Genomic DNA, 23,012 nt, shown 5'->3' with positions numbered 1-23,012 from the left:
GCTCATGTCGCCATAGCCTTCTCGCTATGGCGTTTTTGTATGTGGACTCGTGATGCGTTCTAAATTTTGGATAGTCGCGTTGATGGCCATCCTGGTTGGGTGCTCAAGTGGGCAGCCTTCCAAGCCGGTTACGCATATGACCGCCGCTTCCGCCGGCGATTATCGCGCTGTTTACTGGTTGGATAGTCAGCAAGGGCAGGTAATTGGTTTAGCCGAGCAGGTGTGGCAGGGCGATTATGGTCGTTATCGTAGCGAGTATGTCTGGCGAGACGGCAGCTTGCGTGCAATCAAACGAGAGGGCACACAGCTGGCGGGCGCCGCATTAGCTCCCTTCTCTATCTATGTTCGATTTGATGCCAGAGGTGAGCCTGTCTTTCAGCGCTATCAGCAAGATGAAACCTTACTCCCCTTGAGTAGCGCGACACTGACCCGCCTTTATCAAGAAGCCAATCAAGTACAGCAGCAAGCAAAAACGCAGTTGTCACGTGATGTATCAGTGTGGCAAGCGCAGCGTCAGGGCGACCGTTGGGTCGATTGTCGTGGCGATACCCAGCGTTGGACATTTTCTGACACGATTGATCCCAGCGTGGTTTCGCAGATAAGTCAGCCCGGCACCTTTGTGGTAGCAGGTGGCGATTCAGGTATCCTACGCGATAACATCGACTTTCTTGTATATGTCGATAATAACAAAGCCTGTTTGCAGCGCCCTCGCTTACTTGACGAATAAAAGCTCGATGAATAGACGCTCGATGAACAAAACCCTATCGAAGCAAAAAAGCTCGTCGATACGTAAAAACCGCGGATATAAAAAATGCGCCTTGGTGGCGCATTTATCGGGTCTGGCTTGCTGGATGCGGCATGCCGCGATGTAACATTAAGTCGATAAATCGGCCTTTTCGCGAGATACCGCGCGGTGGGCGATGTCACTGCGATAAAAGCAGCCTGGCCAGTAAATCATAGCGGCAAGCGCGTCAGCGCCTTGTTTGGCGGCTGTTACCGTCTCTCCCAGTGCCGTTGCACAGAGTACACGCCCGCCAGATGTGACAATGCCGCCGTTGTTGAGCGCAGTACCGGCATGAAACACTTTGGCGGTATCGCTATCGGTAGGCAGCCCAGTAATACGATCGCCCTTACGATAGTCTCCTGGATAGCCACCTGCGGCTAAAACCACGCCGACGGCTGCACGTGGATCCCACTGAGAATCGACTTTATTGAGGCGTCCTTGCGTGCCAGCCAGGCAAAGCTCCACCAAGTCAGATTGCAAACGCATCATAATCGGTTGAGTTTCCGGATCGCCAAAGCGACAGTTAAACTCAATGACTTTTGGCGTCCCATCGGCGGCGATCATCAATCCTGCGTATAAAAAGCCGGTATAGGGCGCACCATCCGCATACATCCCTTTGACGGTGGGCATAATCACCTCGTCCATCACGCGTTGGTGAATGGCGTCGGTGACCACAGGGGCGGGCGAGTATGCACCCATACCGCCGGTGTTGAGGCCGGTATCGCCTTCACCTGCGCGTTTATGGTCTTGGCTGGTGGCCATTGGCAACACATGCTCACCATCCACCATGACGATAAAGCTTGCTTCTTCGCCTTGCAGAAATTCCTCGATGACCACGCGGTGGCCCGCTTCACCAAAGACATTGCCCGAGAGCATATCGCGCACGGCCTCAGTCGCTTCTTGCTCGGTCATCGCCACAATGACCCCTTTGCCAGCGGCAAGGCCGTCGGCTTTGACCACAATGGGCGCGCCTTTTTCCGCGATATAGGCTAATGCAGGCTCCACCTTGGCAAAGGTTTGGTAGTCAGCGGTGGGAATGCCGTGGCGCGCTAAAAAGTCTTTGCTGAACGCTTTAGACCCCTCAAGTTGCGCGGCCGCTTGGGTAGGACCAAAGATGGCTAAGCCGTGCTCACGGAAGGCATCGACCACGCCCAACACCAAGGGCGCTTCAGGACCGACGATGGTTAAATCAATCTGTTGCTCGCGGGCAAAGGCCAGCAACCCTTCAACGTCATCAGCTGCGATCGCAATGTTACTCAACTTGTTTTCATGCGCGGTGCCGGCGTTTCCCGGCGCGCAATATACGATCTCAACGTTGGATGATTGCGCGGCTTTCCACGCTAGCGCATGCTCGCGGCCACCGCCACCAATTACTAATACCTTCATGTCTTCTCCTTCATCGCCCACTTAGTGGCGGAAATGGCGCATACCGGTAAAGACCATCGCCATGCCATGCTCATTGGCGGCGGCAATCACTTCGTCATCACGCATCGAACCACCCGGCTGGATCACGCAGGTGATCCCAGCTTTTGCCGCAGCATCAATGCCGTCACGGAAAGGGAAGAAGGCATCAGAGGCCATTACACTACCGGCCACTTCGAGCTGCTCATCGGCCGCTTTGATGCCGGCTATTTTCGCCGAGTAGACGCGGCTCATTTGGCCGGCGCCGACGCCGATGGTCATGCTGTCTTTGGCATACACAATCGCGTTCGATTTTACGTATTTTGCCACTTTCCAGCAAAATAGGGCATCGCTTAGCTCTTTGTCTGTGGGCTGACGCTCAGTGACAATGCGCAAATCGTCTAAACCGACCATGCCTTGGTCGCGTGCTTGAACTAACAAGCCGCCATTGACGCGCTTGCTATCCCAACCTGTGGTGCGTGCTTGCCATTGGCCACACTCGAGAAGACGGACATTTTTCTTCGCCGCGACTACCGCTTTGGCGGCGTCACTGACGCGCGGCGCGATGATCACTTCGACAAATTGACGCTCAACAATGGCGTGTGCCGTGTCGCCGTCCAGCTCACGGTTAAAGGCAATAATGCCACCAAATGCTGAGGTAGGATCGGTTTGATAAGCGCGCTGATAGGCACTGAGTAAGTCTTCACCGATAGCAACGCCACAGGGGTTGGCGTGTTTTACAATCACGCAGGTAGGTTGTTCAAACTCTTTCACGCACTCTAATGCCGCATCGGTGTCAGCGATATTGTTATAAGACAGCGCCTTGCCCTGCAGTTGGGTAGCCGTGGCCACCGAGGCTTCTTGCGGGTGGGCTTCAGTATAAAAGGCGCCCGCCTGGTGGCTGTTCTCGCCATAGCGCATGTCTTGCTTTTTAACCCAATGTTGGGTCAGGGTGCGTGGGAATGGCGACTCTTGGCTGTCTTCTGCGTGATGATAGGCAGGCACTTGGGTACCAAAGTAATTCGCAATCATGGCATCGTAGGCCGCGGTGTGCTCAAACGCGGCAATCGCTAAATCAAAGCGCGTGGCATGTGTCAAAGACTGCTGGTGCTGATCCATCTCGGTGAGCACGCGATCATAGTCTTGGCTGTTTACCACAATGGTGACATCAGCATGGTTTTTCGCCGCTGAGCGCACCATGGTTGGGCCGCCGATATCGATATTCTCGATGGTTTGATCACGTGTGCAATCTGGGTTGGCAACGGTTTGTGCGAACGGGTAGAGGTTCACTACTACCATATCAATCGGTGCGATCTGATGCTGTTCCATCACCGCATCATCTTGACCGCGCCGGCCCAGAATACCACCGTGAATTTTCGGGTGGAGGGTTTTCACGCGGCCATCCATCATTTCTGGGAAGCCGGTATGCTCGGAGACTTCGGTGACCGCAAGGCCGTTTTCTGCGAGCAAACGGGCCGTGCCGCCGGTCGATAGCAGTTCGACACCGCGTTGGGCGAGTGCTTGGGCAAACTCGACCACACCGGTTTTATCAGACACGCTCAGTAACGCGCGACGAATAGGACGCAGATTTTCCATGGCTTAGTTCTCTTCACTGACAGATTGAATGCTTATCAAAGCCCACCATGGCTAACCACATAGGTAAACTTTATTAAACGGCCAATTGTCAAAGCGGCGCCATTCTATCTGATTTTATTTGCGCAATCGATTGCTATTTGCTGATGGCGACATTTTTATTGTTTTTATCGGGCTGTCGTTGCTTGCCTTGATGCAACGCTGGTCATAAGGGCCCGCCTTTGTTACAAAAAGAGAGTTCATCCAACATGAAAAGGAGCGGTGATGACCAAGTTGCTGCAAATAGGTGAGCTAGCCAAGCACTGTGGTGTCTCCACCGATACGCTGCGTTTTTATGAAAAGTCCGGTCTACTGGCCCCGAGTGCGCGTACAGAGGGTGGATACCGGCTTTATGCCGATGATGCCATTAGCCAAGTCATGTTCATTTTGCGCGGCAAAGAAATGGGATTATCGCTTGATGAAATTCACGAGCTGTCTGACATTCGCGAAGAAGCGACGTTACACACCTGTGCAGAAGTGAAAGGGATCACCCAGCGGCGCCTGAATGAGGTCTCAGAGAAGATAGCCGCGCTAGAGCGGGTCAAGCATGCCCTGACACGTTTAAATGCCGCCTGCTGCGGTATGGACGACGATGACGCGACCCATTGCTCAATATTGGAAACCCTAGCGGACAGTGAAGATTCCAACTCATGCTGTTAAGGAAAGGTGCGTTGCACCATCAGAGAAAACAAAAACGGGCTAACCGATTGACGGCTAGCCCGTTTTATAACAGCCAAACCAATGATTGATTAGTTCATGCCGTATTTTTTCAGTTTCTTACGCAATGTACCGCGGTTGATGCCCATCATGGTGGCTGCGCGGGTTTGGTTACCGCGGGTGTATTGCATGATGGTATCCAGCAGTGGCTGCTCAACTTCTGCGAGGACAAGCTCATACAGATCGTTGACTTCCTGGCCATTCAATTGCGCGAGGTAGTTCTTCAAGGACGCTTTTACAGAGTCACGAAGTGGCTTTTGCGTAATTTGATCTTGTGAAGTTACAGTTGTTACTGTCAATGTTTCGGAAGTCAGGTTTTGTTCGAACATATTCTGTCAGCTCTTCTCGTATTTATGCAACGTTGTCGAAGTAGCCTTGCAGCGCATCGATCTGCTGTTGTGCATCTTCGATTGCGTTGAAGGTGCGGCGAAAGTCGCCAATTTGATCATGCTCTTTGAGGTACCAGCCCACGTGCTTTCGGGCAATACGTAATCCTTTGAGCTCCCCATAAAATTGATGAAGCTCTTGAACATGACCCAACAAAATCGTCCTAACCTCTTCTAATGAAGGGGCAGGCAAGTGCTCACCTGTGGTGAGATAGTGGTGGATTTCGCGAAAAATCCACGGGCGTCCCTGAGCAGGGCGACCAATCATTACGGCATCTGCCCCTGTATAGTCGAGAACATACTGGGCCTTTTCTGGTGAATCAATGTCGCCATTGGCTATCACCGGAATCGATACCGCTGCTTTCGCAGCTTTAATGCTGTCGTACTCTGCCTCACCTTTGTACATGCAAGCACGCGTGCGGCCATGCAGTGCAAGGGCTTGGATACCACAATCTTCCGCCATCCGGGCGATCGTTACACAGTTCTTATTGTCCGGATCCCAGCCTGTACGCGTTTTAAGCGTCACGGGAACATCCACCGCGTTTACCGTGGCTGTTAGGATTTGCTCAATCAGATCGGGTCGAGTTAGCAATGCAGAGCCTGCTAGCTTTTTATTGACCTTTTTCATTGGGCAACCCATGTTGATGTCAATCACTTGCGCCCCGTTCTCGACACAAAATCGCGCCGCCTCAGCCATAAGCTCGGGTTCAGCCCCCGCGATTTGCACTGAGCGTAGACCGGATTCGTCAATATGAACCATGCGCTTTTGCGATTTGTTCGTCCGCCACAATGCTGGATTGGATGACATCATTTCACTGATAGCCATACCGGCACCATGCGCAAGGCATAGCTCACGAAATGGTCGGTCCGTCACGCCGGCCATTGGGGCGACGATCAAAGGGACATCCAGGGTGTAAGGTCCGATACGCAAAAGCTCTAAATCCTCTTCAGCCGCTCTGAGTCAGCAAGGGCGCGCATTTTACGCATTTTTGCTGCGTCTGAAAAGGACAATATTTGAGCATTGATGGCTTGATTTTTCTCGCACTTTTTGTATCAGCCGCGTTTCGCTGATTAATCAAGCATTTCAAGTAGCACGTCAACCATGGCTTACCGACAAAAGTTACTTGTGCGGCAAGCTCATAGCGCGACGATCTGACCGATTAAGTGAGCAACTGGCCGCTTATCCGGCACCACTCTTCACGTTCGACGATCGGGTTAATATCGAGACGATCGCGATAGTGATTAGCAACGTCTTCGGCTTGAGAATCGAGAACGCCAGACATCGCTAGTTGACCATTTGGTTTGATCAGCCCTTTGATCACGCCAGAAAGCTCACGGAGTGGGCCAGCGAGAATATTGGCCACGACCACATCTGCTTTCAGATCGGCCGGTTGGTCTTTCGGGAGATACAGGTGCAGTTGATCGGCAACACCATTACGCTCAGCGTTGTCCTTGGAGGCGAGCAGGGCTTGGGGATCGATATCAATGCCAATGACCCGCTCAGCGCCCAGCTTGATAGCCGCAATGGCTAGAATGCCTGAGCCACAGCCAAAATCAATCACGGTTTTTCCGTTTAGATCCAAGCTATCAAGCCATTCCAAACAAAGGGCCGTGGTTGGGTGAGAGCCGGTGCCAAAGGCGAGTCCAGGATCCAGCATCACGTTGACTGCCGTGTCATCGGGGACCTCACACCAGGTCGGACAGATCCACAGCCGCTCGCCAAATTGAATCGGCTTAAAGTTATCCATCCATGCCCGTTCCCAGTCTTTGTCTTCGAGCTGCTCGATCTTGTGGGCAAAGTTGTCAGCCAGCAATGGGCTCGTGTTTAATACCGCTAATACGGTATCCATATCGGCTTGTGCATCATACAACGCCATGATGTCAGTTTCGCCCCACAAGCGGGTTTCGCCGGGTAAAGGCTCAAAAACCGGGGTGTCTTTGGCATCAAGGAAGGTCACAGACAACGCGCCGGCTTCTTCCATCAGTAGATCGCCAAGTGCTTCAGCATTGTCGGCATTGGCGTTCAGTTTTAATTGGATCCAAGGCATGGTGAGTCTCGTGTCAGGATAAGGAATACTGAAGATTTTATCAGATCAACACTGTGCATGCTGCAAACAAAAAGCGGCCTACTAATATGCAGGCCGCTTTGCGTCTATTTATCGTTCTACGCTCTGGTCATGACAAGCCGAGCTTCTTCTCGAGGTAATGAATGTTGGCACCACCGCGTTGGAAGTGCTCGTCATTCATAATGTCGATCTGGAGTGGGATATTGGTTTTTATGCCGTCGATCACCGTCTCAGCGAGCGCATTTCTCATGCGAGCAATCGCAACGTCGCGGTTTTCCCCATAACAAATAAGCTTGCCGACCATGGAGTCGTAATGGGGAGGCACGTGATAGCCCGTATAGACATGGGACTCCCAGCGTACACCCATGCCACCTGGCGAATGAAAGCGTTGGATTTGTCCCGGGCTGGGGATAAAGCGCTCTGGATCTTCGGCGTTTATCCGGCACTCGACCGCATGACCACGAATCTGAATATCGTCTTGCGTAAACGACAGCGGCTGACCGGCAGCGATACGCAGTTGCTCTTTAACCAAATCGATACCCGTGACCATTTCTGTCACAGGGTGCTCAACTTGAATACGTGTATTCATCTCGATAAAGAAGAACTCGCCGTTTTCATACAAGAATTCAAAGGTACCGGCGCCGCGATAGCCAATTTCAACACACGCGCGGCAGCAACGTTCACCAATAAACTTACGCATTTCTGCAGTGATCCCTGGTGCAGGGGCTTCTTCGACCACTTTTTGATGGCGGCGTTGCATTGAGCAATCGCGTTCACCGAGATGAATGGCACCACCTTGACCGTCTGCGAGTACCTGCACTTCAACATGACGTGGGTTTTCAAGGAATTTTTCCATGTAAACCATGTCGTTGCTGAACGCGGATTTTGCTTCAGAACGCGTCATGGCAATGGCGTCAATCAGTTCCGATTCGGCACGAACCACACGCATACCACGGCCACCGCCGCCGCCAGACGCTTTGATAATGACGGGATACCCGATACGCTTGGCGATCGCTTTGTTTTTCTCTTGATCGCTACCCAGAGGGCCATCTGAACCTGGCACACAGGGCACGCCCGCTTTTTTCATCGACTCGATCGCGGAGACCTTGTCCCCCATCAGACGAATGGTTTCTGCTCTAGGGCCAACAAACACAAACCCTGAGCGTTCAACTTGCTCGGCGAAATCGGCATTTTCTGATAAGAAGCCGTAGCCAGGATGAATGGCAACAGCACCGGTGATTTCAGCGGCACTGATAATGCGAGGAATGTTCAAGTAGCTTTGATTGCTTGGCGCGGGGCCAATACAGACGGTTTCGTCGGCTAACAAGACATGCTTAAGATCGCGATCTGCGGTGGAATGCACCGCCACGGTTTTAATGCCGAGCTCTTTACAAGCACGCAAAATCCGCAGTGCAATTTCACCACGGTTAGCAATTACAATTTTATCTAACATGCGCCCTCGCTTATTCGATGATCACGAGTGGTTCGTCGAATTCAATGGGCTGGCCGTCTTCACACAGAATCGCTTTCACCACCCCGCTCTTATCGGCTTGGATTTGGTTCATCATTTTCATGGCTTCAACGATACACAAGGCGTCGCCTTCTTTCACTTGGCTGCCGACTTCGACAAATGCTGCCGACTCTGGGCTCGGTGCACGGTAGAAGGTGCCAACCATGGGTGACAGAACCTGATGGCCAGTCGGTTTAGGTGCGCTTGCTGGCTCTGCGGCAGAAGCCTCGGGGGCAGGCGCGGGTGCTGGCGCAGCCGGTGCTGCGTATTGTGGTGCGTACTGTGGCGCAGCCATTTGGGCTGGCGCTGCGGGTGCTGAGCGACTGATTCGTACTGACTCTTCACCTTCGGCAATCTCGAGTTCGGAGATGCCCGACTCTTCGACAAGTTCGATCAGTTTTTTAATCTTGCGGATATCCATGATACGTCTCTTCTTATGTTTTGTTTTACTGGGCCGCAAACGCGAGGTGGCGTGCGGCAGCTGTTAAGGCGAATTCGTAACCATCAGCCCCTAGGCCACTGATCACGCCGACCGCTTTATCCGACAAATAGGAATGATGTCGGAAGGGTTCGCGGGCGTGAACATTAGATAAATGCACTTCAATAAAGGGAATGTTGACCCCGAGCAGTGCATCGCGCAATGCAACCGAGGTGTGCGTCAAAGCGGCTGGGTTAATAATAATAAAATCCACGCTTTCCATCGCTTGGTGGATTTTATCAATGAGGCTAGCTTCACTGTTGGATTGAAAGTGCTCAAGGGTCAATGCCAACCCTGTGGCTTGGGCCTCTAACGCGGCCATGATTTGCGCGAGGGTCTGAGAGCCATAGTGTTCAGGCTCACGGCGTCCGAGCAAGTTAAGGTTCGGGCCGTTTAAGACTAAAATGTGGTTTCTTGTCGGCATCTTGAGGCTTACTTCTCCTATTCGCTAACATCGTGTCAGCTTAGTGTGAATTCCTGCTGGTACGCATGCTGTGATGGTACGCTACATGCGATTTTATCCTTTGTGATAGCAATTATAGAGAATTCACCGCAAATCGCAGCAAAATACTGGTCTAATCAGCACACTTCGTCCTGTTGGTGTTGAAAAAATGCGCGCTAAAGCAGGTTTAGCGGCAAGAATAAAAAAGCCGCCCGTGGGCGGCAAAGGTTGCTAAGCAATCTTTCGTTAGGGTTACACCACACTCTCTTTTTCTGCAATAAGCTTATCCACCACACTCGGGTCGGCAAGGGTAGACGTATCTCCCAAGCTTCCGGTTTCGCCTGTGGCAATTTTACGCAGAATTCGGCGCATGATTTTACCGGAACGTGTTTTAGGGAGCGCATCGGTCCAATGAATGAAATCTGGCGTGGCGATCGGTCCGATTTCTTTTCGCACCCATTCTTTCACTTCTTTATGCAACTCGGCGCTCGGCACTTCACCGGCGTTGAGGGTGATATAGGCATAAATGGCTTGGCCTTTGATATCATGAGGTACCCCAACAATTGCGGCTTCGGCAATTTTATCGAATGCGACGAGCGCGGATTCGACTTCGGCGGTGCCCATTCGGTGCCCGGATATATTGAGTACATCATCAACCCGGCCGGTGATCCAGTAATAGCCGTCTTGATCGCGGCGCGCGCCGTCACCGGTAAAATACATGCCTTTAAAGGTGGAGAAGTAAGTCTGCTCGAAGCGATCGTGGTCACCAAATACGGTCCGCATTTGACCGGGCCATGAGTCCAGCATCACCAAGTTACCTTCTGTCGCGCCATCAAGAAGATTGCCCATGTTGTCCACCAGCGCTGGCTGAACACCAAAGAAAGGACGCGTCGCTGAGCCCGGTTTAAGTGGCGTGGCGCCAGGGAGGGGCGTAATCAAAATCCCGCCCGTCTCTGTTTGCCACCAAGTATCGACAATTGGACAGGCTTGATTACCGATGGTGCTGTGATACCACTCCCAGGCCTCGGGGTTAATAGGCTCGCCGACCGATCCCATGATCCGTAGCGAATTACGTTGGGTGCCGGCAACGGCTTCATTGCCTTTGGCCATCAGTGCGCGAATCGCGGTGGGGGCGGTGTAGAGGATATTGACCTGGTGCTTATCGACCACTTCACTCATTCGCGCCGTGGTCGGGTAGGTGGGGACACCTTCGAATAAAAGGGTTTTTGCCCCGTTCGCGAGCGGGCCATACACCAGATAGCTGTGACCGGTAATCCAGCCGACATCGGCCGTACACCAGAACACCTCGCCGTCTTGATAATCGAAAACATATTTAAAGGTCATTGCGGCGTAAACTAAGTATCCGCCTGTGGTGTGGAGAACGCCTTTGGGGGTGCCGGTGGAGCCGGAGGTGTAGAGAATGAAAAGGGGATCTTCAGCCTGCATTTCTTCTGCGGGGCAATCCACCGATGCGTTTTCCGTGACGTCATGCCACCAAACATCGCGGTGATTATGCCAATCAATGTCGCCACCTGTGCGCTGGTAGACCACCACTTTTTCGATTGATTTCACGTCGGGGTGGGTTAGCGCTTCATCGACATTTTGCTTTAATGGGACGGCACGGCCACCGCGTACCCCTTCATCCGCAGTCACCACCACTTTCGCGTTAGAGTCAATGATGCGGCCTGCAAGCGCTTCAGGGGAGAAGCCACCGAATACGACGGTATGCACCGCCCCAATGCGCGCACAAGCAAGCATCGCGATGGCCGCTTCCATGACCATCGGCATATACAAGCAAACCACATCGCCTTTTTTAACCCCTTGCGCTTTTAGGGCGTTAGCAAAGCGACCCACGTGCTCGTAAAGGGCTTGGTAAGTCAGGGTCGCATCGTCGTTGGGATCATCGCCTTCCCAAATCAACGCGATTTGATCGCCTTTGTCTTTTAGGTGGCGATCAATACAGTTGGCCGCCACGTTGAGTGTGCCATCTTCAAACCAGCGAATATCGACATGCCCCGTATCAAATGACGTGTGCTTGACGTTGCTGTAAGGTTTTATCCAATCAATTATCTGGCCTTGTTCTCGCCAAAATCCCTCAGGGTCGGTAATTGACTGCTGATAGAGAGCTTGATATTTGGCCTCATCAGCGTGTGCCTTTTGTGCAATTGAAGGCATGACGGGATATACGTGACTATCGCTCATCCTGTTTCTCCTCGTGTCCGCGATGCTCCGCGCGGCGCTTCCATGTCGTGAGATGTCAGGCGTTACCGCGGCCTGGCAAACGTAAACCATGCAGTAAAGGTGTGACAGATAAGGCTATCCGGCAATTAGACTTTAGGATGAGCCCCTTGATTTTTAAGTGGATTGTGGTGTTGTCGGGCCAGTTACTGGGCGCTGGATCGCACTTTTATTGCGATTCAAGGGCGCTGGATTACCGAGATTGAGGGATTGGCATCTCGCCTTGCGTCAGGCGAACATAAATCAGGGCCGCTGCTAAGGCATCGTCTAAAGCATCATGGCGAGCAGGAAGGGGAATCTCTAGATGGCGACTGATCGCTTCCATGCTGATGTCATGATAAGCATTAGGGAGTAGGCGCTCTAATTTGCGTTGATAAATGTCGCTGACTTCAATCAGTGGGTTGGGCAGCGGGAAACCAAGATATTGACGGGCATAGCGATCCAAAATGCTTTTGTCGTAGCGGATATGGTAGCCAACCAAAGGATGATTACCGATGAAGTGGATCAGTGAGGTCATGGCCTGCTTGGCACTGACACCATGGACAAGATCTTGATGACGCAATTGATGAATGCGCACGGAGCTGGCGCTTAAACTTTCGGGCGCGGCAAGAGTGAGTGTCAGCGATTGACTGGTCAGAATACGATTGCCTTTGATCGGTGTCGCCGCAATCGTGACTAACTCGGCATGAGCTGGGTCAAGGCTGGTGGTTTCACAATCCAGTGATATCAGGGTACGTTTATCTGGCGGTAAAAAGAGCGCGCGATAAGGAGAGTGGCGCAACCGATAGCGATACCAATAGCGAGCTAGCTCGTTCACGTTAATCCCTCACATGATAGTGGAATGCGAGGGATTGTTTAAACTTTTTCACCACGTGCAACCCGTGGCGCAACAGATCGCGTTCACTCGACGGTAAGTCGGCCACATCCAGACGGTTACTTTGCTGCTCACCACGAAGTTGTTGGCGTAGACGAAGACGAATAAACAGTTTTAGCGCCTCTGACAGGTTTTCTGCCGTCTCGTCGGCAAGTGTGCCTAACTGGGCCAGTTGCGCGAGCCTCTCAAAGGTATTGGTCTCGGTGATCCCTTTTTCTAAGCTCATGGTGCGAACACCGTGGACGATCGGGAAAATGCCGCCTTTTTTAATATCTAGCCCTTCTTTACTGCTTTTAAGCGAGCCAAACACGGTCAAAGGAACCCGGAAGGCCAGCGCGGGACGCACAAAGGTATTAAGCGCCAACATATTGTCACTTAACGCCTCGTGAAGTGGTGTTTGGATCGCATTAATCAAGCTGAGATCCCCAGCAATCGCCTGGCTATCGGCTAAGATGGCCAAATCCATCACGCTTTGTTCATTGGCACTTTGGACGAGGTTGCGCACGGTTTGTTGCCATTGCGAGGCGGTTTTTACCCATTTGGGGTTGCTGACCATCACATTGCCGGGGCAGGGCGGGTAGCCCAGTTGATAAAGCGTGTGTGAAAAGGTCGCCATGACTTGCTGACAATCCGGCCAGTCCAGGTCATCGGCGAGAATAAGCGCATTATCTTGATCGGTTTTAAGTACTTGCTCGCCCCGTCCTTCTGAGCCCATCACCACCATGCAGCACTGGTTTTGATAGTTCTCGGGCACCAACAAGCGAAAGGCTTTTTCCATGATTTGTTCATTCACGGTAGCGATGAGTTGCATCACAAAGCGGGTATGGATGCCGTTATTAAATAGGGTATGCACCAGTTTGCTCTGGCTATTGGCGGCGATAACTAACTCATCAATGGTTTGGGCGCGCGCAATTTGCAAGTTGAGCACGTGTGAGTGGGTTGAAAATAGGCTCAGCACTTGCGGCAGGTCAAGCATCCCCGCGGTTTGCCCTTGCTGGTCGACCACACGCACACGCTTCACGCGCTGGCGCGTCATACTGATCATGGCGTGAAAAAGAAAGTCACCGCGCTCAACACTGACCACAGGGCGCGTGGCCACCTCGCCAACGGGGGCAGATTGATCATAGCCATCGAGCACCAAAGCGTGTAATAAGTTCGTCCGGGTAATGATCCCGCAGTCTCCATCATCAAACGTCACCAATGCACAGTCACAGCGTTCGGCTTTCATTTGCGCGGTCGCGGCTTTTATCGTCAGCGTTGGGGAAATACATAACGCAGGTTGAATATTACTATCATCAATCCTGGTGAGCATAAATTCGGCGAGGTTTTGTTGCTGACGTGCCTGGACCATTAACGCTTGTCGGCGTTGTAAGTTGGTCTCAAAGTAATCGCGGAAGTCTTGATTACTATGGTATATCGCAAGAAACACCTCGGCCGGTAGTAGGTGACAAAGCGTATCTTCTAGGGCGCGGTATTGATGTTTGGCGGTGCCGTGCACGAGCGTGGGGACGTCAAATAAATCCTCAGACGTATAGTGAGAAAACACTTCTTTGCCGTCTTCTGAGACTTCTTCGACACTGCCTTTAATAATGATAAACAGCTGCTCACCCGTATCGCCTGCATGGATCAGGCTGTCACCACGTCGAAAATAGCCAACATCCAGCGCTTGTCGACATTGTTTGGCTTGTGCGGGCGTTAGGCAATCAAACGGTGGCTGCGAGGTGTCAAAAGGTTCAGGCATAATCGCACTCCTCACTATGATAGCCTCAGTGTGTCCTAGCCCTCGCGATCCTGCTAGCCGACTTTAGTCTAGCCAGTTACGACGGTTTCATCGACGAGATCAATGTTTTGCCATCAATAAGCGCCGCTTGTGTCTTTTTTTCCCGTCCTATTACTGCGACACTTAGCGCCGTATGTCTCTTAATATGAAGTAATGATATGGCATTAACCCAATGTTCCCCCTTTCGTTGGTTGTCAGAATATTTTGGCGGCTTCTTTTTTTCGTATGGCGTGTATTTGCCGTTTTGGGCGATATGGTTTGAGTCTCTAGGCCTTAATTCGGGTGTGATCGGGACCTTGATTGGGCTTGGTTTTGCTACCCGATGTGTCGCCAACTTAGTGTTTACTCCGCGTGTGCAACAGGTTGAAGCTTTGTTGCCGGCTCTGCGGGCGTTGACCTTGATGGCGTTGGTGACCTGTGCCTTGCATCCTATGATGGGCGCCAATGTGTGGTGGCTAGCTTTCGTCACTGTGTTGTTTAATTTAGCCATTGGTCCAGCGGTGCCCTTGTCTGATGCGTTAGCGAACTATTACGCGCGTCATCGGTATATCGACTATGGTCGTACGCGTCTTTGGGGGTCGATTGCCTTTATTGTCGGTTCGAGCTTAACGGGCTGGTTGGTGACCGAGCAATCGGCGGCAATTATTCCTTGGGTGGCAATCGGTGGCTTATCGGCATGTTTACTGCTGACCTTGCGTCGTCCGACCATCATGCCGCAAAGCGAGCATGATATGACAGGCAGCAAAGTGTCGATGCGTCAGCTATTCCGTGATCGTCAGGTCATTGTATTTTTGCTGATCGCCTCTTTGTTGCAGGGCAGTCATGCCGCCTATTACAGCTTTAGTGCGATTTATTGGAAGCAGGCCGGTTACAGCGAGAGTATCGTCGGCTATTTATGGAGCTTGGGCGTCGTATCAGAAGTGGCCGTATTTGCTCTCGGCGCCCGGCTTTTTAGCGGTTGGTCGTCCAAGTCGTTATTCCAATTGGCTGCGTTAGGCGTATTGATCCGTTGGGGGATAACAGGCACCACCACCGCAGCCATTCCCGTTGTGTTGGTTCAGTTACTCCATGGCGTCACCTTTGCCGGTGCGCACTTGGGTGCCATGCAGTATATTCAGCGTGAATGCGGAACGCGGTTGGTCGCTGCACAAGCTGCTTATAACGCGTTGCCGATGGGCGCGGTGGTCGCGGCTCTTACTACTACAAGTGGGTGGATTTATGCGGTTTCGCCATCGGGAACCTTTTACGCAATGGCGCTGCTTGCGTTGCCTGTTTTTGTGCTCCCATTACGTGAGCCCGAATTTCGACGCGCCAAGCATGCCAGTGTGCAATAAACGGCTTACCGGCTTGCAATAAAGTTAGCTAGAGCGCCCACAAAGCCAGCATTGCATGATTGAGTGGGCGCCGTTGCCGTGGTACACCCAGCCAAAGGATTTGGCACATTATGGCGTCAGGAAGGGAGTCATGACACAAGGCTGGGTAATTGTCTCTGTTTCACTGCTCTATATGGGGGCATTATTTGCCATTGCCTGGTATGGCGATCGCCAGCCGCGCTGGCTTCACAAATGGCGGCCTTGGATTTATAGCCTTTCCATTGCCGTTTATTGCACCTCTTGGACCTTTTTTGGCACCGTCGGCCAAGCGTCCAGCTCTCCATGGTCCTTTTTGCCGATTTACCTGGCGCCGATGTTGGTGTTTACCCTCGGATGGCGCTTTCTCGCTCGTCTCATTCTGATTGCCAAACGCGAACATATCACTTCGATCGCTGACTTTATTGCGGCGCGATATGGCAAGTCTCAGGGACTGGCTGTGATGGTGACGCTGATCGCTGTGGTGGGGGTGCTCCCTTATATTGCGTTGCAACTACGCGGCATTGCCATGGGCCTTGACGTGCTCTCGCCGGAAATGGGGCGGAGTGTTGGCTTAGAACAAACGCAAATTGCGTGGTTGGTGTGTGTCGTTCTCGCCGTTTTTACGGTGTTATTTGGTACTCGACACATTGATAGCACCGAACATCATCGCGGTATGATGATGGCAGTGGCGTTTGAATCTGTCATTAAGCTGGTGGCTTTTCTCGGGGTTGGCGTGTTTGTTGTTGCGCTGTTATTCCAAGCGCCGACGTTGCCAATAACGCTTGAAGCATCAGGCGTTATCGGTGAGCCCGATGTCGGTAGTTTAATCATTCACACCTTTTTAACGGGCGCCGCGATTATTTGTCTGCCGCGCCAGTTTCATACCATGGTGGTGGAAAACACGCGTGCAAGCGATTTGAACATGGCACGTAAAGTCTTCCCAACCTATCTACTCCTGATGCTAATTTTTGTCCTTCCCATGGCTTATGCCGGGCAAGCGTTATTGCCCGGTACACCGGCGGATGCCTATGTGATCCGCTTGCCCTTATCTGTGGGCGCGGAAGGCATGGCATTACTGGCGTTTATGGGCGGTGCCTCGGCAGCCAGTGGCATGGTGATTGTTTCTACCATTGCGCTGGCCATTATGGTCTCCAATGATCTTGTTATGCCGCTGCTGTTACGGCGTATGAAAATGGCCTCTCGCAATTTCGCGCAATTTTCTGGTTTATTACTCAACGTCCGTCGCGCGCTGATTTTCTTGATTTTGATTGCCGCTTGGGGCTTCTATCATTTGATTTTAACTGTCCCAACCTTGTCAGAAATTGGCTTTCTGTCTTTTGCTGCCATCGCGCAATTTGCACCTGCCATGGTTGGCGCCTTGTATTGGCGGCAAGGTAATAAAAAAGGGGTGTACGCTGGGCTAACGGTCGGATTTTCGCTTTGGTTGGTGACCATGATGGTCCAAACCGGGATGCTGGCAGGGGATGGGCAATCCAATATGCTTATCTGGCTGATTACGCCACCATCATTACCTCCACTCGCCGGGCTTAATATCATTGATTGGGGGTTGGCCTTTAGCGTATTGATGAATGCCGTCAGCTTTATCTTTGTGTCTTTATTAACACGACCGTCACTGAGTGAGCGCTTGCAAGCCGCCGCATTTGTCGGCATGCCATTACCCGAAAACGATGGTGCGCGCTTGTATCAAAGCCGAGTCACGGTCGCAGAGCTTGAGATGCTGGCGTCACGTTTCGTGGGGCGTCGACGCATGCGCCAGGCTTTTAGCCAATTTGCTGAGCAGCGCGGTGAGGAGTTAATGCCACAGCAACAGGCCAGCGCCCCTTTAATTCGTCATACCGAGCGGGTGCTGGCGGGCGTGTTTGGATCGTCATCCGCTCGGCTGGTGCTGTCTTCTGCACTACAAGGACGAAATATGCAGCTGGAGGAAATTGCCACCATCGTGGATGAAGCCTCTGAGTTGTTTGATTTTTCTCGCGGTCTTTTGCAAGGCGCCATTGAGCATATCAATCAAGGGATATCGGTGGTGGATAAACAATTACGGCTAGTGGCGTGGAATCAGCGTTATATCGATATGTTCCAATTCCCACCTGGGCTTATTCAAGTCGGACGACCGGTCGCAGACTTAATCCGGTTCAATGCTCAGCGGGGATTGTGTGGGCCGGGCGATCCGGAGGATCATGTGAGCAAACGAGTGATGCACTTAACGCGACGAAAGCCGCATACGTCCTCGCGTGTTCATCCCGACGGGCGCGTGATTGAATTGCAAGGTAATCCGATGCCGGGCGGGGGCTTTGTCATGACCTTTACCGATATCACCGCGTTCCGCGATGCCGAAGCCGCGCTCAAACAGTCAAACGAAACCTTGGAAGCGCGTGTGACTGAGCGAACCCAGGAATTGGAGCGCTTGAATAGCCGTTTAATCGACGCCACCCGTAAAGCGGAATCTGCCTCGCAGTCAAAAAGCCGTTTTTTAGCCGCAGTGAGTCACGACTTAATGCAACCGCTCAATGCGGCGCGCTTGTTTGCCTCATCACTGAGTGAAATGGCGGTCAACCGTGAAACAGAAACCGCCGCGCAGCATATCGAAAGTGCGCTCGAAAGTGCTGAGGTATTGATTGGAGACTTATTGGACATTTCTCGTCTTGAATCGGGCAAGATGAAAGCCCGGATTGAATCCTTTCCATTGAGTGAAGTCTTTGATGCGCTTGAAGCGGAATTTGGAGTGTTAGCACATCGACAAGGCCTCGATTTTCATGTCTGCCGCAGCCGGGCCATTGTCCGCTCGGATAAAACCCTCCTGCGGCGAGTATTGCAAAACTTCTTAACCAATGCCTTTCGCTACAACCCAGACGGACGGGTGTTATTTGGCGTGCGCCGTACCGGCCATGATTATCGAATCGAGGTTTGGGATGATGGGGATGGGATCCCGTTGGCTCGCCAGCAAGATATTTTTCAAGAGTTCACTCGGATTGAGCGCCAAGGTGCAGAGCAGGGGCTGGGACTGGGGCTGGCTATCGCGAAAGGCATTAGCCAAATCTTGTCTCAACCGTTGGGACTGAAGTCATGGCCAGGCAAGGGGACTGTTTTTTCCATCACTGTTGATGGCAGTGATATCCGCCAAGTGAATGCTATTCCGAAAGGCGCCACACCAACGCTGCACAGCGCCCAGGTGTTGGAAGGGTGCCGAGTATTATGCGTTGATAATGAACAAGATATTTTGACCGGAATGACCCAGCTTTTATCACGTTGGGGCTGTGATGTGCGGTGCGCGCAAGATGTTGGCGAGGCAATGCAGCAAATCAGTGAACAATGGCAACCTGAATTTGTGCTGAGTGACTATCATTTAGCCAACCAACAAACGGGCCTACAAGTATTACAGCAATGCCAGCTAAAGTTGGGCGCTTGTTTTCATGGCGTAATGATCAGCGCTGACCGCAGTACTGAAACACAACAGGCGGTAACTGGACTAGGCTTTACGTATCTGTCTAAGCCCGTGAAGCCGCTGAAGCTACGGACCCTATTACAACAGCGAGGAAAATAATGACGCCGTTTGCATTCGCGCGCCTTGAAACCGATATCGGTACCGTCAAGGTCGAAGGACGATTTGATCCTATTGATGGCCATATTGAAGTCGATGAACTTGCTCACTTGGATGGCGACGGATGGGCCGATGTGAACCATTGGCTTGCTGAACAAGCTTATGAACACAAAATCGCTGTGATTATTGCCGCGATTCGACCTGCCGTGATGTCGCTGAATAGCTAGTGGCTCCCTTCGCTGGGGTCATCATGGTATCATCAATTATGACGCATTTTGTCGTCGACTATGATGCGTCTTGGGCTTGCTGGTGTTCGGTGTAAAAGGTCTTGTGCTCGATAAACGTAGCAGGCGTTTGCGCAAAATAATGGCTACCCGCCATGCTCACCGCGACGCGGATTTGTGCATCATTACTCTTTGGTGCCGGCAGTGATACGAGCCAGTGGGTACCTTTATTACCGGTGGCTTGCATTGCTTGGGGCGAGGTCTGTGCCAGGCCAATACGAACACCTTCTAAAGGCAACTCACTGATCAGCCGCAACGTCAGCTGATTATCCTCGATCCCTTGTGACTCCAGTTTGAGTTTCATATCACCATTTTCGAGCTGACAAAATCCGCTGGTATAGCGACAGTTGGAACGGACAGCAAGCGGGTAGCTTTTCCCCGGTTGGGCCGCCTTGGGCGCTTCAGACACACTGGCATCGACCGCAAAATAGGCTATCACTGCGAGCACCGGCGCGACTAGCATCGCGATAACTACATGCTTGTTGGTTAATAAACGCGTTATCGTTGACATCATGCCTCTCCTTGGCTGGACATAATCGGTCGTTTAAAAGCCCCCGAAGGGGCTTGATAGTTTAACACTGTATCAATGTGATTGCGCATCACCCGCACCCGATGGCATGCGAACGTGTTCGACTAAGTCTTGCACCTCTTGCGGTGTTTCCTTCGTCATGCGTGACACAATGATAGCGACGACAAAGTTGCAGACTGCCCCGACTGCACCAAAGGCATTGGGTTCAATCCCTAAGATCCAGTTGCTGCCTAAGCCTTCGAAGTAGGTCCAATCAGCGACAAACAGAATCCCTTTATGTTGGAAGACATAGAACAGGGTGACACTGATCCCCGCTACCATACCCGCAATTGCGCCCTCTTTATTGATGGTTTTGGTGAAGATCCCCATCATCAGTACCGGGAATATCGATGACGCGGCCAAACCAAAGGCAAGTGCCACTGTCCCGGCCGCAAAGCCTGGTGGATTGAGCCCCAAGTATCCAGCGCCGGCAATCGCTAATGCCATGGATATCCGGCTCGCCATCAGCTCGCCTTTTTCACTGATATTCGGATTGACGACCCCTTTAATCAGATCATGGGATATCGCGGACGATATAGCCAATAATAACCCGGCTGCGGTCGATAAAGCGGCCGCCAGGCCACCGGCGGCAATCAAGGCGATCACCCAGTTAGGCAGTTTGGCGATTTCGGGGTTGGCCAGGACAATAATATCGCGGTCAACGCGTAATTCGTTGGTTGCCGGATCCGACGTGTACTGAATTTTTTGATCGCCGTTTTTATCATCAAAACCAAGTAGCCCGGTTTTTTCCCAGTTTTTGAACCAGTCTGGACGCTCGTCATAGACAAGATTGTCGCCATTAGGCAGATTCACAGTGTCCATTAAGTTCAAGCGCGCCATTGCCGCGACCGCAGGTGCTGAGGTGTACAAAATCGCGATAAAGAACAGCGCCCAACCCGCAGAAGCCCGAGCATCACGTACCTTAGGCACGGTAAAGAAACGGATAATGACGTGGGGTAAGCCAGCAGTACCAATCATCAGTGACATGGTGTAGGCAAACATATTGAGCGTACTGCCACGCACTGCGGTGGTGTATTCCACAAAGCCAAGTTCGGTGACCACCTGATCCAGTCGATCGAGCAGATACTGATCGGTGCCCGCCATGGTGCTACCGAGACCCAGTTGTGGGAACGGATTACCAGTCAAGTTAAGGGAAATAAAGATTGCGGGAATGGTGTAAGCTAAAATGAGTACGCAATATTGAGCAATTTGGGTGTAAGTAATGCCTTTCATCCCGCCCATCACGGAATACATAAAGACGATTACCATACCGATTAATAGCCCGGTGGAGTAATCCACTTCTAAAAAGCGACCAAAAGCCACCCCAACCCCTTTCATCTGACCGATAACATACGTCACTGAGGCGATGATTAAGCAGATGACAGCGACGATACGTGCGGTTTTTGAATAAAAGCGCTCACCGACAAACTCTGGCACGGTAAATTTGCCAAACTTACGGAGATAAGGCGCGAGCAGCAATGCAAGAAGCACGAAGCCGCCAGTCCAACCCATTAAAAACACCGAACCGCCATAACCCATAAAGGCAATTAAGCCGGCCATTGAAATAAAGGAAGCGGCTGACATCCAGTCTGCAGCGGTGGCCATCCCGTTTGCGATGGGGTTGACCCCGCCGCCCGCGACGTAAAACTCCTTGGTGGAGCCTGCGCGTGCCCAAATTGCAATCCCGATGTAGAGTGCGAATGTGAACCCGACAACAATATAAGTAATGGTTCTTAAATCCATGTGTTTATCCTCTTACTCGTCGTCAACACCGAACTCGCGATCGAGTTTGCGCATTTGTTTGGTATACACAAAAATGATGCCGAGGAAGGTATAAATCGATCCCTGCTGAGCAAACCAGAATCCTAATTTGTAGCCGCCAATTTGAATGGTATTGAGAGCATCAACGAATAAGATCCCGCAGCCAAATGAGACCACAAACCAGACAATCAGTAAGCTGATCATCAGTTTTACGTTTCTGTCCCAGTAGGCTTTTGCGTGTTCCTTGCTTTGAAACGCCATCGCCTTCTCCTTGTTTATTACGTTAATGGAATGTTACGTAATGACGATAGCAGGGGTTAGGCAAAGCGACATTGCAACTTTAGTCGAGCTTAGTTGTAGGCAATCGCAGGAAAAATCAGGTGTTTTGTGAGGTAGGTTGGGCTGGCTCCGTGTGAGCCAGCCAAGGCTTTCGCCAAAGGTCTAACTTAAGTGGTAAAACTTTTGGACCCCTTCGAGTAAATTAGCCACTGCCACCGAGGCGAGAATCAGCCCCATTACGCGACTGATAATAGAAGCGCCCACATTACCAATCACCTTGTGAATCACATTGGCCCCGAGGAGTAAAGCCAAGGTCGCGAGCAGAACTAAAAACATCACTCCCGCTGTGATCGCTTGTTCAGCAATGGCATAGCGGTTGTTATCGGTGAGCATCACAATGGCCATCATGGCGCCAGGGGAGGCAATGGAAGGCACAGCCAAGGGGTAAACGGCCGTTGCCGCTATCTCGGCTTTATCCACGTTTTCGCTCAGCATTTTGGCCTCTTGGCTGGGTTTGCCTTCGCCGAAAATCATGGTCAGAGCAAAAAGAAGGAGTACTAAACCGCCCGCGGCTTGAAATGCGGGCAGTGGAATTTGCATCGCTTCTAACAAAATCTGACCAATAATGAGAAAGAAAAGCAAAATCGCAAAGGAAATAGTGACGGCTTTAATCGCAACGCGGCGTTTTTGTTTCGCTGTCATATCACGGAAAACGCATGAACATCCCCGTCATGAAAGGCTTCCCAGCACGGTCGCTAAGTACTCTTGGTCCATCGCACACATCATTCGCTTGCGTTGAATGCCGGCTTTGAAACTCTTCTCTTGCTTTAATAAATTCAAAACCATTTGCCTTATTCGTGCAAAAACTTCAGCTCGGTCATCTACCCTAATTCTCGGCATG

19 protein-coding genes and 2 pseudogenes are annotated in these 23,012 nt (G+C 51.8%); 5 read left to right on the top strand and 16 right to left on the bottom strand.

The window, feature by feature from the left end; all coding sequences use genetic code 11:
* Positions 1–52 precede the first annotated feature (52 nt).
* Positions 53–727 carry a DUF1481 domain-containing protein gene (locus BZG81_RS13445; protein ID WP_077677619.1) on the top strand — a complete coding sequence of 225 codons (675 nt, stop codon included), beginning with the start codon at positions 53–55 and terminating at the stop codon, positions 725–727.
* 147 nt (positions 728–874) lie between these two features.
* Here the strand turns inward: BZG81_RS13445 and purD are convergent, their stop codons facing one another.
* Entirely contained in the window at positions 875–2,170 is a 1,296-nt protein-coding gene (gene purD / locus BZG81_RS13440; RefSeq protein ID WP_077677618.1) for a phosphoribosylamine--glycine ligase, read from the bottom strand.
* 21 nt (positions 2,171–2,191) lie between these two features.
* Complete coding sequence (gene purH / locus BZG81_RS13435; protein ID WP_077677617.1) at positions 2,192–3,781, bottom strand: bifunctional phosphoribosylaminoimidazolecarboxamide formyltransferase/IMP cyclohydrolase; 1,590 nt, start codon at positions 3,779–3,781, stop codon at positions 2,192–2,194.
* 270 nt (positions 3,782–4,051) lie between these two features.
* Here purH and zntR point away from each other — a divergent pair, with 270 nt between their 5' ends.
* On the top strand, positions 4,052–4,477 hold the full coding sequence (zntR, locus tag BZG81_RS13430; RefSeq protein WP_394329759.1) for a Zn(2+)-responsive transcriptional regulator: 426 nt from the start codon (positions 4,052–4,054) through the stop codon (positions 4,475–4,477).
* Positions 4,478–4,566: 89 nt separating this feature from the next.
* Here zntR and fis read toward each other — a convergent pair whose 3' ends face one another.
* The 9 genes from fis to BZG81_RS13385 all read right to left on the bottom strand — a co-directional run bounded on the left by fis (position 4,567) and on the right by BZG81_RS13385 (position 14,269).
* Entirely contained in the window at positions 4,567–4,863 is a 297-nt protein-coding gene (fis, locus tag BZG81_RS13425) for a DNA-binding transcriptional regulator Fis (RefSeq protein WP_021024113.1), read from the bottom strand.
* Between the two features lie 22 nt (positions 4,864–4,885).
* Positions 4,886–5,851 (bottom strand): tRNA dihydrouridine synthase DusB, encoded by a 966-nt coding sequence (gene dusB / locus BZG81_RS13420; RefSeq protein WP_021024112.1) that lies wholly within the window; start codon positions 5,849–5,851, stop codon positions 4,886–4,888.
* Between the two features lie 229 nt (positions 5,852–6,080).
* On the bottom strand, positions 6,081–6,968 hold the full coding sequence (gene prmA, locus BZG81_RS13415; RefSeq protein WP_077677616.1) for a 50S ribosomal protein L11 methyltransferase: 888 nt from the start codon (positions 6,966–6,968) through the stop codon (positions 6,081–6,083).
* A gap of 127 nt (positions 6,969–7,095) precedes the next feature.
* Positions 7,096–8,439: an acetyl-CoA carboxylase biotin carboxylase subunit gene (gene accC, locus BZG81_RS13410; RefSeq protein ID WP_021024109.1), complete on the bottom strand. Its 1,344-nt coding sequence runs from the start codon at positions 8,437–8,439 to the stop codon at positions 7,096–7,098.
* Between the two features lie 10 nt (positions 8,440–8,449).
* A complete protein-coding gene (accB, locus tag BZG81_RS13405; RefSeq protein ID WP_077461891.1) occupies positions 8,450–8,917 on the bottom strand; it encodes an acetyl-CoA carboxylase biotin carboxyl carrier protein in 468 nt (155 codons plus the stop codon).
* Between the two features lie 25 nt (positions 8,918–8,942).
* A complete protein-coding gene (gene aroQ, locus BZG81_RS13400; protein WP_077461892.1) occupies positions 8,943–9,398 on the bottom strand; it encodes a type II 3-dehydroquinate dehydratase in 456 nt (151 codons plus the stop codon).
* A gap of 270 nt (positions 9,399–9,668) precedes the next feature.
* Complete coding sequence (gene acs / locus BZG81_RS13395; RefSeq protein ID WP_077677615.1) at positions 9,669–11,618, bottom strand: acetate--CoA ligase; 1,950 nt, start codon at positions 11,616–11,618, stop codon at positions 9,669–9,671.
* Between the two features lie 229 nt (positions 11,619–11,847).
* The gene (locus BZG81_RS13390) at positions 11,848–12,471 is read right to left on the bottom strand and encodes a 3'-5' exonuclease (RefSeq protein WP_021024105.1); all 624 of its coding nucleotides are present in this window, start codon (positions 12,469–12,471) and stop codon (positions 11,848–11,850) included.
* 1 nt (position 12,472) lies between these two features.
* Positions 12,473–14,269, bottom strand: a complete 1,797-nt coding sequence (locus BZG81_RS13385) for a DUF294 nucleotidyltransferase-like domain-containing protein (RefSeq protein ID WP_077677614.1) — start codon at positions 14,267–14,269, stop codon at positions 12,473–12,475.
* A gap of 197 nt (positions 14,270–14,466) precedes the next feature.
* Here BZG81_RS13385 and BZG81_RS13380 point away from each other — a divergent pair, with 197 nt between their 5' ends.
* The 3 genes from BZG81_RS13380 (at position 14,467) to BZG81_RS13370 (ending at position 19,446) form a co-directional block, all read left to right on the top strand.
* A complete protein-coding gene (locus BZG81_RS13380) occupies positions 14,467–15,642 on the top strand; it encodes a 3-phenylpropionate MFS transporter (protein WP_021024103.1) in 1,176 nt (391 codons plus the stop codon).
* Positions 15,643–15,772: 130 nt separating this feature from the next.
* Positions 15,773–19,222 carry a hybrid sensor histidine kinase/response regulator gene (locus tag BZG81_RS13375; RefSeq protein ID WP_077677613.1) on the top strand — a complete coding sequence of 1,150 codons (3,450 nt, stop codon included), beginning with the start codon at positions 15,773–15,775 and terminating at the stop codon, positions 19,220–19,222.
* On the top strand, positions 19,222–19,446 hold the full coding sequence (locus BZG81_RS13370; RefSeq protein ID WP_077461897.1) for a hypothetical protein: 225 nt from the start codon (positions 19,222–19,224) through the stop codon (positions 19,444–19,446). Before BZG81_RS13375 ends, BZG81_RS13370 begins: the two co-directional genes overlap by 1 nt.
* A 58-nt stretch (positions 19,447–19,504) precedes the next feature.
* Here the strand turns inward: BZG81_RS13370 and BZG81_RS13365 are convergent, their stop codons facing one another.
* From BZG81_RS13365 to BZG81_RS15725, 5 genes and pseudogenes are all read right to left on the bottom strand, one after another.
* A complete protein-coding gene (locus BZG81_RS13365) occupies positions 19,505–20,017 on the bottom strand; it encodes a hypothetical protein (protein ID WP_236719544.1) in 513 nt (170 codons plus the stop codon).
* Between the two features lie 69 nt (positions 20,018–20,086).
* Positions 20,087–21,814 carry a sodium:solute symporter family protein gene (locus BZG81_RS13360; protein ID WP_021024099.1) on the bottom strand — a complete coding sequence of 576 codons (1,728 nt, stop codon included), beginning with the start codon at positions 21,812–21,814 and terminating at the stop codon, positions 20,087–20,089.
* A 12-nt stretch (positions 21,815–21,826) separates the two neighbouring features.
* The gene (locus tag BZG81_RS13355) at positions 21,827–22,093 is read right to left on the bottom strand and encodes a DUF4212 domain-containing protein (RefSeq protein WP_021024098.1); all 267 of its coding nucleotides are present in this window, start codon (positions 22,091–22,093) and stop codon (positions 21,827–21,829) included.
* A gap of 180 nt (positions 22,094–22,273) precedes the next feature.
* A pseudogene (locus tag BZG81_RS13350) lies at positions 22,274–22,813 on the bottom strand (MarC family protein); the annotation flags it as partial.
* A 27-nt stretch (positions 22,814–22,840) separates the two neighbouring features.
* Positions 22,841–23,012, bottom strand: a pseudogene (locus tag BZG81_RS15725) (ISAs1 family transposase); the annotation flags it as partial.

The organism is Salinivibrio sp. MA607 (assembly GCF_001996245.1).
Lineage (GTDB): Bacteria > Pseudomonadota > Gammaproteobacteria > Enterobacterales > Vibrionaceae > Salinivibrio > Salinivibrio costicola.
Note: the sequence above shows the minus strand (reverse complement) of the source record. Positions and strands in the feature narration are given on the sequence as shown.

Bases quoted from the DNA above. Each gene is read 5' to 3' on its own strand.
- BZG81_RS13445 (WP_077677619.1), top strand. From the start codon at position 53: ATGCGTTCTAAATTTTGGATAGTCGCGTTGATGGCCATCCTGGTTGGG.
- purD (WP_077677618.1), bottom strand. From the start codon at position 2,170: ATGAAGGTATTAGTAATTGGTGGCGGTGGCCGCGAGCATGCGCTAGCG.
- purH (WP_077677617.1), bottom strand. From the start codon at position 3,781: ATGGAAAATCTGCGTCCTATTCGTCGCGCGTTACTGAGCGTGTCTGAT.
- fis (WP_021024113.1), bottom strand. From the start codon at position 4,863: ATGTTCGAACAAAACCTGACTTCCGAAACATTGACAGTAACAACTGTA.
- prmA (WP_077677616.1), bottom strand. From the start codon at position 6,968: ATGCCTTGGATCCAATTAAAACTGAACGCCAATGCCGACAATGCTGAA.
- accC (WP_021024109.1), bottom strand. From the start codon at position 8,439: ATGTTAGATAAAATTGTAATTGCTAACCGTGGTGAAATTGCACTGCGG.
- accB (WP_077461891.1), bottom strand. From the start codon at position 8,917: ATGGATATCCGCAAGATTAAAAAACTGATCGAACTTGTCGAAGAGTCG.
- aroQ (WP_077461892.1), bottom strand. From the start codon at position 9,398: ATGCCGACAAGAAACCACATTTTAGTCTTAAACGGCCCGAACCTTAAC.
- acs (WP_077677615.1), bottom strand. From the start codon at position 11,618: ATGAGCGATAGTCACGTATATCCCGTCATGCCTTCAATTGCACAAAAG.
- BZG81_RS13385 (WP_077677614.1), bottom strand. From the start codon at position 14,269: ATGCCTGAACCTTTTGACACCTCGCAGCCACCGTTTGATTGCCTAACG.
- BZG81_RS13380 (WP_021024103.1), top strand. From the start codon at position 14,467: ATGGCATTAACCCAATGTTCCCCCTTTCGTTGGTTGTCAGAATATTTT.
- BZG81_RS13375 (WP_077677613.1), top strand. From the start codon at position 15,773: ATGACACAAGGCTGGGTAATTGTCTCTGTTTCACTGCTCTATATGGGG.
- BZG81_RS13370 (WP_077461897.1), top strand. From the start codon at position 19,222: ATGACGCCGTTTGCATTCGCGCGCCTTGAAACCGATATCGGTACCGTC.
- BZG81_RS13365 (WP_236719544.1), bottom strand. From the start codon at position 20,017: ATGATGTCAACGATAACGCGTTTATTAACCAACAAGCATGTAGTTATC.
- BZG81_RS13360 (WP_021024099.1), bottom strand. From the start codon at position 21,814: ATGGATTTAAGAACCATTACTTATATTGTTGTCGGGTTCACATTCGCA.
- BZG81_RS13355 (WP_021024098.1), bottom strand. From the start codon at position 22,093: ATGGCGTTTCAAAGCAAGGAACACGCAAAAGCCTACTGGGACAGAAAC.